13 protein-coding genes are annotated in these 12,209 nt (G+C 61.9%); 2 read left to right on the top strand and 11 right to left on the bottom strand.

Annotated elements, in window-relative coordinates; genetic code table 11:
• Positions 1-47: 47 nt before the first annotated feature.
• On the bottom strand, positions 48-344 hold the full coding sequence (locus AC3IT9_RS11975; RefSeq protein WP_489273182.1) for a DUF6124 family protein: 297 nt from the start codon (positions 342-344) through the stop codon (positions 48-50).
• A 474-nt stretch (positions 345-818) separates the two neighbouring features.
• Complete coding sequence (hpaC, locus tag AC3IT9_RS11970; protein ID WP_056723075.1) at positions 819-1,328, bottom strand: 4-hydroxyphenylacetate 3-monooxygenase, reductase component; 510 nt, start codon at positions 1,326-1,328, stop codon at positions 819-821.
• 257 nt (positions 1,329-1,585) lie between these two features.
• On the opposite strand from hpaC, the gene AC3IT9_RS11965 reads away from it, so the two are divergent.
• Positions 1,586-2,215, top strand: coding sequence for a response regulator transcription factor (locus AC3IT9_RS11965; RefSeq protein WP_007945336.1), 630 nt, complete (start codon positions 1,586-1,588; stop codon positions 2,213-2,215).
• A 151-nt stretch (positions 2,216-2,366) separates the two neighbouring features.
• Here the strand turns inward: AC3IT9_RS11965 and feaR are convergent, their stop codons facing one another.
• The 9 genes from feaR to AC3IT9_RS11920 all read right to left on the bottom strand — a co-directional run bounded on the left by feaR (position 2,367) and on the right by AC3IT9_RS11920 (position 10,319).
• Positions 2,367-3,287 carry a transcriptional regulator FeaR gene (feaR, locus tag AC3IT9_RS11960; protein WP_489273180.1) on the bottom strand — a complete coding sequence of 307 codons (921 nt, stop codon included), beginning with the start codon at positions 3,285-3,287 and terminating at the stop codon, positions 2,367-2,369.
• Between the two features lie 152 nt (positions 3,288-3,439).
• Complete coding sequence (locus tag AC3IT9_RS11955) at positions 3,440-4,390, bottom strand: PDR/VanB family oxidoreductase (RefSeq protein ID WP_489273179.1); 951 nt, start codon at positions 4,388-4,390, stop codon at positions 3,440-3,442.
• A 173-nt stretch (positions 4,391-4,563) separates the two neighbouring features.
• Entirely contained in the window at positions 4,564-5,304 is a 741-nt protein-coding gene (locus AC3IT9_RS11950) for an SDR family NAD(P)-dependent oxidoreductase (RefSeq protein ID WP_353741082.1), read from the bottom strand.
• A 10-nt stretch (positions 5,305-5,314) separates the two neighbouring features.
• On the bottom strand, positions 5,315-5,815 hold the full coding sequence (locus tag AC3IT9_RS11945) for an aromatic-ring-hydroxylating dioxygenase subunit beta (RefSeq protein WP_150759248.1): 501 nt from the start codon (positions 5,813-5,815) through the stop codon (positions 5,315-5,317).
• The gene (locus AC3IT9_RS11940) at positions 5,812-7,095 is read right to left on the bottom strand and encodes an aromatic ring-hydroxylating oxygenase subunit alpha (protein ID WP_489273178.1); all 1,284 of its coding nucleotides are present in this window, start codon (positions 7,093-7,095) and stop codon (positions 5,812-5,814) included. The genes AC3IT9_RS11945 and AC3IT9_RS11940 overlap by 4 nt, the downstream gene beginning before the upstream one ends.
• A 23-nt stretch (positions 7,096-7,118) precedes the next feature.
• On the bottom strand, positions 7,119-8,267 hold the full coding sequence (locus AC3IT9_RS11935) for an amidase (protein WP_489273177.1): 1,149 nt from the start codon (positions 8,265-8,267) through the stop codon (positions 7,119-7,121).
• Positions 8,264-8,749 carry a nuclear transport factor 2 family protein gene (locus AC3IT9_RS11930; RefSeq protein ID WP_489273176.1) on the bottom strand — a complete coding sequence of 162 codons (486 nt, stop codon included), beginning with the start codon at positions 8,747-8,749 and terminating at the stop codon, positions 8,264-8,266. The genes AC3IT9_RS11935 and AC3IT9_RS11930 overlap by 4 nt, the downstream gene beginning before the upstream one ends.
• Positions 8,750-8,752: 3 nt before the next feature.
• The gene (locus tag AC3IT9_RS11925) at positions 8,753-9,124 is read right to left on the bottom strand and encodes a hypothetical protein (protein WP_057715413.1); all 372 of its coding nucleotides are present in this window, start codon (positions 9,122-9,124) and stop codon (positions 8,753-8,755) included.
• A 31-nt stretch (positions 9,125-9,155) separates the two neighbouring features.
• The gene (locus AC3IT9_RS11920) at positions 9,156-10,319 is read right to left on the bottom strand and encodes an acyl-CoA dehydrogenase family protein (protein WP_150759251.1); all 1,164 of its coding nucleotides are present in this window, start codon (positions 10,317-10,319) and stop codon (positions 9,156-9,158) included.
• A 335-nt stretch (positions 10,320-10,654) separates the two neighbouring features.
• Here AC3IT9_RS11920 and AC3IT9_RS11915 point away from each other — a divergent pair, with 335 nt between their 5' ends.
• The gene (locus tag AC3IT9_RS11915) at positions 10,655-12,127 is read left to right on the top strand and encodes a PAS domain-containing sensor histidine kinase (RefSeq protein ID WP_489273174.1); all 1,473 of its coding nucleotides are present in this window, start codon (positions 10,655-10,657) and stop codon (positions 12,125-12,127) included.
• Positions 12,128-12,209 lie beyond the last annotated feature (82 nt).

The following is a 12,209-nucleotide window of genomic DNA, read 5'->3' as shown; positions in this document are numbered from 1 at the left end:
TGGGCTGGCCTCTTCGCGAGCAAGCTCGCTCCCACAGTGTTTAGTGGTTAGCCGGGCCGGTCGACCTGATCCAAAGCCCGATTCACCGCCAACTCCCCCAGCATGATCACTTGCGCGATGCCCAGCAGGGTGTTGCGGTGCGTGCCTTCCAGGAAACCCGCCAGGTCATGGGCCATGACATTCGCCGAGGCCAGCGATTCGCAGGCGTGGGCCAGCAGGGTTTCGGTGTCGATGTCGGGGTTGATGGTGAACAGTGTGGAGGGTTTGTGCGGGGTGGCCATGATGTGCAGGGCCGGGTTGGGGCAAGAATCGGTATTAGGTGGATCAGGCGTAAGCTTTGACATGTTTCGAACTCCGAAAATGGAGCCGTCACCGAATCGCTGCTAAACGATGGGTGGCAGCTGTGCGCAGGTTAGCAGACCGGGGAGTTACGATACCGGCGCGCCCGAAGACGCCCTGCGCACAGCTACCATGAAGTCCAGGCATGAAAAGACCTGACTGTTTGGAATGCAGATGCGCTTCGTAACACCACGGGCTGCTAAACCCGATCACTGGAAATCAGTGACGCGGACCAAGTTACCGATGGCCTCCAGGGCGCACAAGCCGGCGGATTCTGGCGTACCTGTAGGCAATGACGCAAGGCGTTGTAGCTTGCAGGAAGTGACGCCTACAGCCGTTAAACATGCATTCCAGATTGATACCGCTTTCGCGAGCAAGCCCGCTCCCACAGAGGGGCTTCGTCGTACACAGTATTTGTGTTCACCGAAGATCCCCTGTGGGAGCGGGCTTGCTCGCGAAGAACGATAACGCGGTCTATATCAAGCCGCGCTGGCATGCTCAACGCGATGAAACAACCGGTTGAAATACACCAGGCTGTCGCGCGGCTCCCGCACCCCAACCTTCGTCAGCTCCACGAACATCACCGAATGCGAACCCACCTCCTTGCACTCGCTGATCCGCCCTTCGAGCTGCACCAGGGCATCGCGCAGCACCGGTACGTCGGCGGCGCCGTCGTCCCACAGGTCCCAGGCGAAGCGTTCGTCCATCGGCACCTTGGTCATGCCGGCGAAATGCCGGGCCAGTTCTTCCTGCTCGCCACACAGCACGTTGACGCACAAGTGGCCGTTGGTGCGGAACACGTCGTGGGTGGCGCTGTTGCGGTTGACGCACACCAGCACGGTGGGCGGCGAGTCGGTGACCGAGCACACGGCGCTGGCGGTGATGCCGCAACGTCCGCCGGGGCCGTTGGTGGTGATGATGTTCACCGCGGCAGGCAGCTGCGCCATGGCGTTGCGAAAGTCGATTTGCTGCTGGCTCAGGTCGGCCATGTCGATGCCCCTTCCTTCAGGAGGACCGCTATCTTGCGGCCCGTAGGTGATGAAACAAGACTAAGGCTGCGGGCGCGCCGCAACCATTCTGACGATCCCCATGGAGAGGTTGGCTTTCCGCTAGTCGACTAGGTGGTTTCTTTATCGCAAGGGCCGGCCACAGTGGGTATTCTGCAGACTGGCTCCGCAAAGATGAGCCGATGCGCGCCGCGCGTTCGCGTGCGAAAACAATAATTAAAAACTTCGTGGCAGCCCCGATGGAAACCCGTAAACCGATTGTTTATATCGTTGACGACGACAAGGACCTGCGCACTTCGCTGGCCTGGTTGCTGGAGTCGGTCAGCGTGCAGGCGCAGTGCTTTGCCGGCGCCGAAGAGTTCCTCAGCCAATACGACCCCAAGCAGCCCGCCTGCCTGGTGCTCGATGTGCGCATGCCGGAAACCAGCGGTTTCCAGTTGCAGGAAATCCTCAACCAGCGCGGCAGCACCCTGCCGACCATTTTCGTCTCGGCCCATGGCGATATTCCGATGTCGGTCACGGCGATGAAGAACGGCGCGCTGGATTTCGTCGAGAAGCCCTACAACCCGCAGCAGATGATCGACCGCATCCAGGCCGCGCTGAAGACCGCCGTGCACGCCCAGGCCGATCAGCAGCAGCGCCAGAACCTGCAAGGCAAACTGGCGTTATTGACCAGCCGTGAACGGGAAGTGTTGATGCTGGTGATCGATGGCAAGGCCAGCAAGGTGATTGCCCGGGAGCTGAACATCAGCGTGAAGACCGTTGATGTGCACCGCACCAAGATCAAGGAAAAGATGGGCGTGAGCAGCATCGCCATGCTGGTGCGCGAGGTGCTGCATTTGCCGGTGGATGAGCCGGCGCGGCACTGAGAGATTTGTGGCGGTCATGAGACCGCCATCGCTAGCAGGCTAGCTCCTACAGGGACTCTCGTCGTACACAGATTTTGTGTTCGCTGGAGATCCACTGTAGGAGCGAGCCTGCTCGCGATGAGGCCAGCAGACTCAACATCAATAGCGGGTGTCAGTTCTGACTGTAGCGCTTGCGATAAGCACCCGGTGACACACCAAAGCGCGATTTGAAGGCCGACGAGAAGTAGCTCGAATCCGAGAAGCCCCACGCATAACACAGCGCCGAAAGCTTCTGCTCGACATCGGCGCGGCGCAGGTTTTCGGCGCAAAAATCCAGGCGGCGGTGCTTGATGTACTGCGCCACCACCAGGCCGCGCTTGGAGAACATCCGGTACAGGCCGCGCACGGAAATCCCGACTTCACGGGCAATCAGCTCGGGGCACAGTTCTTCGTCGCTCAGGTGCGCGTCGATGAAGGCGATGATTTTGCGAAATTGCCGCTCATGGGCGTCCGCACCGCAGTCGCGGGCGCTGATGCCCGGCAGCAACAGGCTGGCCAGGGCATCGAGCACGGCCTCGCTTTCCTGCATGTCCAGCCCGTCCTGCTGGCGAGTGTCCAGCACCAGCTTGTTGGCCATCGTCGCCAGGGGGCTGCCGGCCGCGATGCGCGTGGCGCAGTTGACGGCATTGAAGTGCGAACCGCGCTCGACCACCTGGCGCGGCAAAATCAGCGACAGCTGTCGGCAATCGTCGTTGTAGATCATGTCGCTCGGACGGCTGGCGTCGATCAGGGCGATGTCGCCACAGCCCAGTTGCGCGCGGTTGTCGCCCTGCTCCAGCTGCGAGCTGCCGCGCATCTGGAACACCGCGTAGTAGTGGCCGTCGCTGCTGGTGCTGACGTCCTTGCTGGTGCGGTACAAATGCACGTGCGCCATGTCGACCACACTCAGGTTGATCGCACCGCTGCGAAATTCCGCCAGTTCGCCATAGAAATCGGTGTCCAGCGCCCGGGCATCGAATCGCCCACAGGCCTGGTTCACCTGGCTCAACCAACTTTCGAACGCCTCGTTGCGCACCGTCGATGCTGTAATCATGTCCGCAAAGCCTCACGTTTTTGTTGTTATTTTTCGACCGCTTCATCGAGCGGTTCGTCAAAACGGTTATTTCTGTAGCCATCTCCTCCTTCGACGGCCGCCCGGCGCCCATTCAACAGGCTCCGGCCCAAGCTTTCCAGTCGACCTACGGGTTAAATGTCCAATACCAGACGAGCGGAAAGCGCCCGCGATACACAAGCGCAAATCTGCTTGTTGGACGCCTTTTCCTTGTTCGACAGACAGTTGTCGCGGTGCTCCGGTAAACCGTCCAGGACCTCGACGATGCAGGTGCCGCAGATGCCTTCGCGGCACTCGGTGTCGATGTCGCAACCATGGGCCTGCAACACATCGACCAGGCTGGTGTTGGCCGGCACTTGCAGCACCACGCCGGAACTGGCCAGTTCGACTTCGAACGTACCCGCCGGGGCGCTGTTGGCGGCCGGGTCTGCGGCGAAGTGCTCCAGGTGAATGGCATCGTCCGAGCGACTGCGAGACGCCACTTCCACCACTTTGTTCATGAACGGCGCCGGGCCGCAGGTGTAGACATGGGCGGCGCTGCCGGCACGCTCCAGGCATTCGCTCAACGCTGCGTCGAGATCCGCGGGTTCCACGCCGTAGTGAAACTCCACTGATTCAGCAAAGTTCGTCGCCAACAGTTCGGTAAACGCAGCGTATTGCGCCGAGCGGGCGAAGTAGTGCAAGCGATACGGCTGGCCACTTCCAGCCAATTTGTAGGCCATGCTCAGCAGCGGCGTGACACCGATACCGGCGGCGAACAGCACGTGTTCACTGGCCGTTTCATCGAGACGGAACAGGTTGCGCGGCGCCCCCATTTCCAGCTCCATGCCCTCTTCCACTTGCTCGTGCAGCGCGAGCGAGCCACCGCGCGACTGCGCTTCTTTCTTCACCGCCACCAGATACGCCCGGCGATCCTGTGGCGGGCTGCACAGCGAATACTGGCGGGTCACCCCGGTCGGCCCGGTGAGGTCGACGTGGGCACCCGGTTCATAGGTGTCGAGCGGCTGGCCGTCACTGCGCACGAGGCGAAAGGAACGGATATCCAGCGCTTCGTCGACGATCCTTTCGATCTTCACCTTCATCATTGCATCACCTGAATACACTTGTTTTGATTTAGCACTACGGCTTGGTTACACCTTGTAGGAGCGAGCCTGCTCGCGATGGAGTGTCAGTCGACATCGATTCAGCTGATACACCATCGCGAGCAGGCTCGCTCCTACAAGGATCATTCCCCGGCCATAACATTGGGTTGGCGCGCTCAGCGCATGAACAAGCCGCCGTTGACGTCCAGGCACGCGCCGGTCACGGAGGTCGCGTTATCGGCGATCAGCAGCAACACGCTGTCGGCGATGAACGCTGGATCACCAAGAGTGCCGGCCGGGATCATTTTCAGGATCTGCTCCAGACGTTCCGGAGCCACGGTTTCGCGTACCACCGGCAAGTCCAGCGGACCTGGCGAAATGCTGTTGACCGTCACGCCTTGGGGTGCCAGTTCACGGGCGAAGACCTTGGTCAGGGTCGCCACGCCACCCTTGGCCGCCGCGTAATGCGCGCCGGTGGCGGTGCCGCCGTTCTGTCCGGCCAGGGATGCGATGTTGACGATGCGACCGAAGCCGCGCTCGGCGAAGTGCGCGCCGAACACCTGGCAGGCGACAAAGGTGCCGCGCAGGTTGATCGCCATCGACTCGTCGAACTCTTCCGGCGTGATGTCCATCAGCGCCGCGACTTTCGACACACCGGCGTTGTTCACCAGAATGTCGGTGCCACCCCACTGCTCAGTGAGCAGATCGCGGGCACGCTGGAAGTCGGCCTTGCTACGCACATCCAGCTCGATGGCCATGGCGCTGGCGCCGCTGCCATCGAGTTCCAAAGCCAGTTGCTGCACGCCATCGAGGCGCACATCGGCCAGGCCGACGCGATAACCTGCCGCGTGCAGACGGCGGGCAATGCACTCGCCCAGTCCGCGCGAGGCACCCGTTACGAGGGCTACTCGACTCATGATGTTGCCCTCACAAAAGGAAGCCGAGCGCGCTCAGGCTGTCGGTGGAGTTGATCAGGCGCACCACTTTGCGCTCCAGGGTCGGCACGCCGTCGGTGAAGCGGATACGGTGGTTCAGGTCGGCCACAAATGGCGTGTGTACGCCGCGCTTGTAGGCGTACAGCAGTTGCGCCGAGTTGACTTCGACGATGTCGCCCGCTGCTTCCACCAGGCGGAAACGCGAGATCGTGCGGATGGTTTTCGCCGCGTCCACCGCCGACGGCGAGTAGCCGGCGGTCAGGCGTTCGATGCGCAGGTCACGCATGCGCGCATCGTCGTAGGCGTAGTTCAGGGTCGCTTCGAAATCTTCGGTGTCCGGGTCGATCGGCACGATGTACTTGCCGCTTTCGCTCCACAAAGTCGCCCACTCGGCGTAGTGCTTGTGGTCGAGCAGTTCGGCTTCGCGCCAGATGAACTCGATGGCCTGGGCCAACGGGCCGGAAAAACCGTTCAGGGTGTCTTGATTGCTCATTGGCTCATCATCCTTTTCCACATGTCGTAGGCACCGCGCATGCCGCCTTCATCGGTGGCGTGGCTGACCTTGTCGCCGTTTTCAGCGGTGATTTCGCGGTTCAGGCCGCGGTTGACCAGGATCGGCGCATCGACGCCGGCATACGAGCCGCGCTGCACGCGGTCCCAGGCCTCGGCATCGTCAGGGCTGCCGAAACCGAACGGGCCCTGGAAGTGTTCGTGGATGCGCATGCGTTCGCGGTTGGCGATTTCCGGGCCGCCGTCCATGCCGAGGGCCACGTGACGGATCTCGGTTTCGGTGACCGACACCGGGCGCAGCACGCGGAAGAACGACATCGACATCGCCACGTTGGGGAACAGGTTCAGGTTGAAACCGGCGCCGTGCAGCGAGCGCACGATGCGACGGACCTGATCGGCCGGCAGGGTTTTCGACAGTTCTTCAGTCACATGGGCGAAGCGCTCCTGCAACTGTTCGGTGCCGTCGTCATGATCGAGATCGACGTGCTCAGGCACCATGACCATCACGCTGTGGCCGTTGCCCAGGGAGTGGGTGACGGCTTGTTCGTCGGTCATGAACGAGAGCATTTCCGAGGTTTCTTCATCCACCGACGACATGAACGACTTGTGCACGATCGGGAAGTGGTAACCGTCGGTGGTGTTTTCCAGCTGGATCTTCCAGTTGCCCTTGAAGCTGAACTTGTGTTCGCCCTGGGTCTTGATCGGGTAACCGGCGCCCTGCTTCATGAACAGGTCCATCCAGTGTTTGGCGCCGCCGAGGAAGCATTCCAGCGGTTCGATCTCGTCGTTGTAGCTGGCGAACACCATGCCGGCGTAGCTTTCGACGCGCAGGCTGGTCAGCGGCAGTTCGGATTTCTCCAGGATGCCTTCGTAGCCATCCGGATACGGCAGCGCACGCAGCTTGCCATCCAGGCCATAGGACCAGCTGTGGTACGGGCAGGTGAAACCGGTGGCGTTGCCCTTGTGCTTCTCGCACACGGTGGCGCCACGGTGCCGACAACGGTTTTCCAGCACGTTGATGTTGTTCTTCTTGTCGCGCACGACAATCACCGGGCGACGGCCGATGGTGGCGGTCTTGAAGTCGCCGCTATTGCGCACTTCGCTTTCGTGGGCAACCCACACCCAGGTGCGGTAGAAAATCTTGTCCAGCTCGGCTTCGAACAGCGCCGGGTCGTTGTACAGCGAGACGTCGACGCGGTCATGCTGGACCAGGTCTTCGGGGCTTTTCGACGATGCGATCAGCTGATATTCATGAGTGCTCATGCGGTTCTCCTCATGGCTTCTTTTTATGATTTTGATTTAGAGCCAAGCCGTTCACCGGCCATGCTCTGTTGCAGTTGCGCGCCGAAGGCGCAGACCAGTTCGTCCTGACCTTTGCGCCCGACGATTTGCAAGCCAACCTTCAGCCCACCGCAGTCGAGTTCCACCGGAACCGTCAGGGCCGGGTGGCCGCTGAGGTTGAAAGGCCGAACCAGCGGAGTCATGCCGGCCACGGCTTTGCTACCGGCGCGGGCTTCGCTGAGGGTCGGCGGCAGGGTCGGCATCGTCGGCAGGAGTAACACCGCAAAGTCTTCCAGCGCCGCGTCCACTTGTTGGGTGAACGCTGTGCGCACGGCTTCGGCCTCGGCCAGGTCTTGGCGCGTGGTGCGGCTGGCCGCCAGCAAACGTGTTTCCACATCGGCGCCGATCAGGCCCTTGCCGGTCAGGTGGCCGAACGCCGCCCAGTTTTCGAAATTGATCACGGTCAGGCCGGCGGCGAACGCCGCTTCGAATTCGCTCAGGTGCAGGTTGCTGCGACGCCATCCGGCGCGGTCGGCGGCGGCACCCAGGCTGGCTTGCAGGTGCGAATCGCAGGCCACCTCGAGAAAGCCGACCCTGGCGCCGTCACCTGGCAGCCCTTGAGCGGTAAAGCCCGGGCAAATCACCTGCATCGCGGCAATCAGGTCGTCCATGCTTTTGGCGAACGGCCCGACACAATCGAGGCTGGACTCCAGCGGATGGGCGCCGACACGGCTGACGCGACCATAAGTCGGCTTGAGCCCGGCAATGCCGCAGCAGGCTGCCGGCACCCGCACCGAACCACCGGTATCGGTGCCGATGGCGATGTCCGCCAGGCCTGCCGCGACCGCGGAAGCCGAACCGCTGGAGGAACCGCCAGGAACACGGTCCGGCGCTTGCGGATTGATCGGTGTGCCGGTCCAGTCGTTGATACCGGTCACGCCGAACGCCAGTTCATGCAGGTTGGTCTTGCCGACGATCTGCCAGCCGGCGTCGAGGATCGCATCGACCACTTCGGCGTTTTCCGTCGCCGCCGGTGCATCGGCGAAGGCACGGCTGCCCGAACGGGTCGGATGGCCGGCGATGTCGATGGAGTCTTTGATCGCAACCCGTTTGCCGTTGCCACCGAGGAGGAATTCGCTGATGAAAGTACTCATGCGCCCGCTCCCAAGGTGAATAGCTCCGTATTGAACAGCCGTTGCGTACGGAAATGCGCGATCAGCCAGACGCCGTCGACACAGCGAAAATCGATGTTCAGCCGCGTGCCGAACAACTGGTTGCGGCCATCGGCGTAGGTCGAGATCTGCTGCATGATCCACTGCCCCTGCGCCGCCTTGCCGTCGACCATGATCGACTCGCTGGTGAGGTAATGCAGGTTCAGCTTGAAGTGGTCGGACGGCGGCAGATAACCGCCGACAAACGCCGTCACCGCTTCACGCCCCTGGTGTTGACCAAAGGTCTGTGCGGTCTGGGTGCCGAGGCCTTCCCAGATCGCATCTTCGGTGAACAGTTGCGCCAACTGGCTCAGATGAATCGCCGCCCGCGGCACGTCGCACAGGTCCATATAGGACGCCATCAAACGGCGAACTGCACTTTCCCCTTCGAGCGTCGCCAGACGCTGCAGCAAGGCCTCGTTCATGGCTTACACCTTGGCCGCATCAGGAATGGTCAGCGGGCGGCCGATGCGCGCTTCGATCTTCGCGTAGCGCCACAGACTGTACTGGCCGACCGGCGTGGTGCGGAACAGGTTGCAGGCGTCGATCACCGACTGGTGGCAGTCGACGTCGGCCATGATGTATACGGTCCAGGGCGAGGTGGTGGACGGGCCGACCATCAGGCGGTCGTCATCCATCGCACCGAGCACGGTGATGCCGGGCATGGCACCGAGATCGCCCATCATCTGGCTGAAGCCTTTCCACACGCTCAGGCCTTCGCCGGTGGGCAGGTCGAAAAAGTTCTGGGTGATGCCGATGCAGAAGACGACGCGCAACGGCTCTTGGGTGGTTTGCGACATGGGTGCGATTCCTTGAAAAAGTAATGGGGATTCAGATGTAGCCCGGAAACGGCGAGACGCCGAGGAACACCGAGCCGGCGCCGTCATACAGGCCTTCGCTGAGGAAGGCGTGCTGGGTCACCACCATCGAATCGCGCAGATAGCGCTGAAGCGGATGGCGCAGGTAAATAGCGGTGGTGCCGGCCAGGCTGTAGGCGCTCTGCACCACCTCGGCACCGGCCTGGGACACGTGAATGGCCGACAGGCGCAACAGGCTGGTTTGCTCCGGCGTGACCGGGTTGCCGGCCAGGATCGAGTTCCACACCTGTTCGGTGGCGTTGTAGAAAAAACCGCGGGCGGCGCTGAGCTTGGCTTCAGCCTTGGCGATCTCGATGCGCACGTAAGCGCGGTCGGACAATTTCGGTGCGCCGGTGATGCCGCTGCCGCCAGCCATGCGGCTGATTTCGTCGAGGGCCGCACGGGCCAGGCCGAGGTTGACCACTGCCAGCACTTGCGCGGCGTAGGCGATCGACGGGTAGCGGAACAGCGGTTCGTCGATGGTCGCAGCACCGCCACGGATGAACGTCCAGCGCTCCTCAACGCGTTTATCACTCACTCGCAGGTCATGACTGCCAGTGCCCTTGAGGCCGACCACTTCCCAGTTCTCGACGATGTCTACCTGCTCCGGGCGAAATACTGCGGTGCGCGGCTTGCCGCCAGCGGCGCCAATGCCAACGCCCAACAGGTCTGCGCCTTTGCAGCCGCTGGCGAATTTCCAGGTGCCGTTGACCTGATAACCGCCCTCTACAGCCTCGGCTGGTTGCAACGGGAACAAGCCACCGGCGAACACCAGGTCAGGGCTATCGGCGTAGAGTTCAGCCAGGGTTTCGCGAGGCAACGCTGCCAGGTAGACACCGGCGCTGCCGAAGCTGGCCACCCAACCCGCCGAGCCGTCGGCTTCGGAGATGCGCTCGATCATTTGCAGGAACAGCGAAGGTGCCAGGGCGTCGCCGCCGAAGCATTTCGGCGTGGCGGCGCGGTAGATGCCCACCTGCTTGAAGCGCTCGATCATGTCCCGAGGCACGTGGGAGCCGGCGTCGAATTCTTCGCGGCGTTGGCGGACCTCATCCAGCACCTGCTGAAATAGCTGACTCTCGACCATTGGCACGACCGGTTCGGACACAGGGTCTTGTTGCGCGACAGCTGAACGCAGCATGGGCTAGTTCTCCGTTTTGATTATTGTTAGTGGGGCGGCACCATTACTTGTAGGAGCGAGCTCGCTCGCGAAAAACGTCTGAACAACACAGTCATTCAGACAGGACGCGTTATCGTTGACGTCCATCGCGAGCAAGCTCGCTCCTACAGGGAAAGGGTCGTTGCCCTTGCATTGAGGTCCAGTGTAAAAACCGCGTCCCGGCACAACTATTGGTGCGTGCAGCCCCCCGACTAAAGAAAACCCCTAGACCGACACCCCTTACCTCTGAGCGCATCCCGCTGTGCGAGCAGGTATAAAACGCCATAATGCAAATCTCTGCCGCCAGGGGCCGTGCGATGTACCAGCCAAAACCGAACGACTTTTATGCGCTGATCGAAGCCATGCCGCTGTGCATCATTCTTCACGACGCGCACACCAAGGAAATTCTCTGGGCCAACGCCGCTGCCCTGACGGCGCTGGGCTTTACCCTGGAAGAACTGACACCACTCAAGGCCCCGGACATGACCCGCGACGCACCGAAGTACCGGCGCTCGGTGGGCTTGCGCTGGCTGGAAGGTGCCGCGCGCACCGGGCAACGGGCCATCGAGTGGTGCTATCGCTCCAAGCAAGGGGTGGAGATTCTTTCCGAGGCGGTGGCGACCCTGGTGCACCTGGACGGTCGCGATGTGTTGATGGTGCAGTTCCGCGACATTTCCAAGGAGGACAAGGTCAAGCGCGACCTCAAGCGTTTCGAGAGCCGGCTCAAGGCCTTCATGCAGGACCTGGCCGAAGGCGTGGCGGTGCTCGGCCCCGAGGGCGAAATCGGCTTTATCAGCGACTCCGGCGCGCACCTGCTCAACAGCGAAGTGCACAAACTGATGGGCAAGAACTTCCTGGCCTGGTGCGACGACGCATCCGGCCAGCGCCTGCTGCAACAGCTTGCCCATGAGAGACCGAAGCACGCGCCGTTCAACGTGCATTACAAGGTGCAACGCCGCGATGGCGAGTGGCGCTGGCATGACGCAACCTGCCGCTACATCGAGATAGAGGACGATCTGGTCGGCCACCTGCTGCTGTTCCGCGACGTGACCGAGCAGGTGCAGGCCGAAGAGGCGCGGCGGGTCAGCGAGCAGAAACTCGAGTACCTGGCGCGCTACAACGCCATGGGTGAAATGGCCGTGGCCATCGCTCATGAACTGAGTCAGCCATTGGCCGCGACTCGCAACTTTATTGAAGGTGCGGTGATTCGCCTGGGCAACGCCGGCGAAACCGATCAAGGCGTCGCCTGGGGTTTGCAGAACGCGGTGCGGCAAATCGAGCATGCCTCGGTGATCATCAAGAGCGTGCGCGATTACGTGGTCAAGCTGGAACAGACCGAAGAACTGGTCGATCTTAATGAGCTGCTGCGCGAAACCCGCTACTTCATCAGCCTGCGGGCCGATCCGAGCCTGGTGCGCGTGGAAGTCGTCACCGCGTCCGAACCGCTGCGGGTGAGTTGCGAGAAGGTGCTGATCGGCCAGGTGATCCTCAACCTGGCCTTCAACGCCATTGAAGAAATGGCCGACTTGCCGGCCGAACGACGCCTGTTGCGTATCCATGCCAGCCGCGAGAACGATGTGGCCCTGGTGCGCATCGAAGACAGCGGCCGAGGCATCCAGGCCCAGGCGCAGGAGAAGCTGTTCGACGGGTTCTTCTCGTCCAAGGTCAGCGGCAACGGCATTGGCCTGGCGCTGTGCAAGAACATCATCGGCCGCCACCGTGGCGATATCTGGGCGCAAAACCTGGAGCCGTGCGGCGCGGTGTTCAGCTTCTCCCTTCCCCTCGTTTAAAGCACAAGATCGCAGCCTTCGGCAGCTCCTACAGAGACCTCATTGCCCTGTAGGAGCTGGCGAAGGCTGCGATCTTTTCGCT

Source organism: Pseudomonas sp. KH_046_1, from assembly GCF_057839025.1.
This window is presented reverse-complemented; position numbering and strand designations above follow the sequence as displayed.

What these genes read in the sequence shown, in the direction of transcription:
- AC3IT9_RS11930 (WP_489273176.1), bottom strand. Translation starts at nt 8,749, where the DNA reads ATGAACGAGGCCTTGCTGCAGCGTCTGGCGACGCTCGAAGGGGAAAGT.
- AC3IT9_RS11945 (WP_150759248.1), bottom strand. Translation starts at nt 5,815, where the DNA reads ATGAGCAATCAAGACACCCTGAACGGTTTTTCCGGCCCGTTGGCCCAG.
- AC3IT9_RS11975 (WP_489273182.1), bottom strand. Translation starts at nt 344, where the DNA reads ATGTCAAAGCTTACGCCTGATCCACCTAATACCGATTCTTGCCCCAAC.
- AC3IT9_RS11935 (WP_489273177.1), bottom strand. Translation starts at nt 8,267, where the DNA reads ATGAGTACTTTCATCAGCGAATTCCTCCTCGGTGGCAACGGCAAACGG.
- AC3IT9_RS11940 (WP_489273178.1), bottom strand. Translation starts at nt 7,095, where the DNA reads ATGAGCACTCATGAATATCAGCTGATCGCATCGTCGAAAAGCCCCGAA.
- AC3IT9_RS11955 (WP_489273179.1), bottom strand. Translation starts at nt 4,390, where the DNA reads ATGATGAAGGTGAAGATCGAAAGGATCGTCGACGAAGCGCTGGATATC.
- AC3IT9_RS11965 (WP_007945336.1), top strand. Translation starts at nt 1,586, where the DNA reads ATGGAAACCCGTAAACCGATTGTTTATATCGTTGACGACGACAAGGAC.
- AC3IT9_RS11920 (WP_150759251.1), bottom strand. Translation starts at nt 10,319, where the DNA reads ATGCTGCGTTCAGCTGTCGCGCAACAAGACCCTGTGTCCGAACCGGTC.
- hpaC (WP_056723075.1), bottom strand. Translation starts at nt 1,328, where the DNA reads ATGGCCGACCTGAGCCAGCAGCAAATCGACTTTCGCAACGCCATGGCG.
- AC3IT9_RS11925 (WP_057715413.1), bottom strand. Translation starts at nt 9,124, where the DNA reads ATGTCGCAAACCACCCAAGAGCCGTTGCGCGTCGTCTTCTGCATCGGC.
- AC3IT9_RS11915 (WP_489273174.1), top strand. Translation starts at nt 10,655, where the DNA reads ATGTACCAGCCAAAACCGAACGACTTTTATGCGCTGATCGAAGCCATG.
- feaR (WP_489273180.1), bottom strand. Translation starts at nt 3,287, where the DNA reads ATGATTACAGCATCGACGGTGCGCAACGAGGCGTTCGAAAGTTGGTTG.
- AC3IT9_RS11950 (WP_353741082.1), bottom strand. Translation starts at nt 5,304, where the DNA reads ATGAGTCGAGTAGCCCTCGTAACGGGTGCCTCGCGCGGACTGGGCGAG.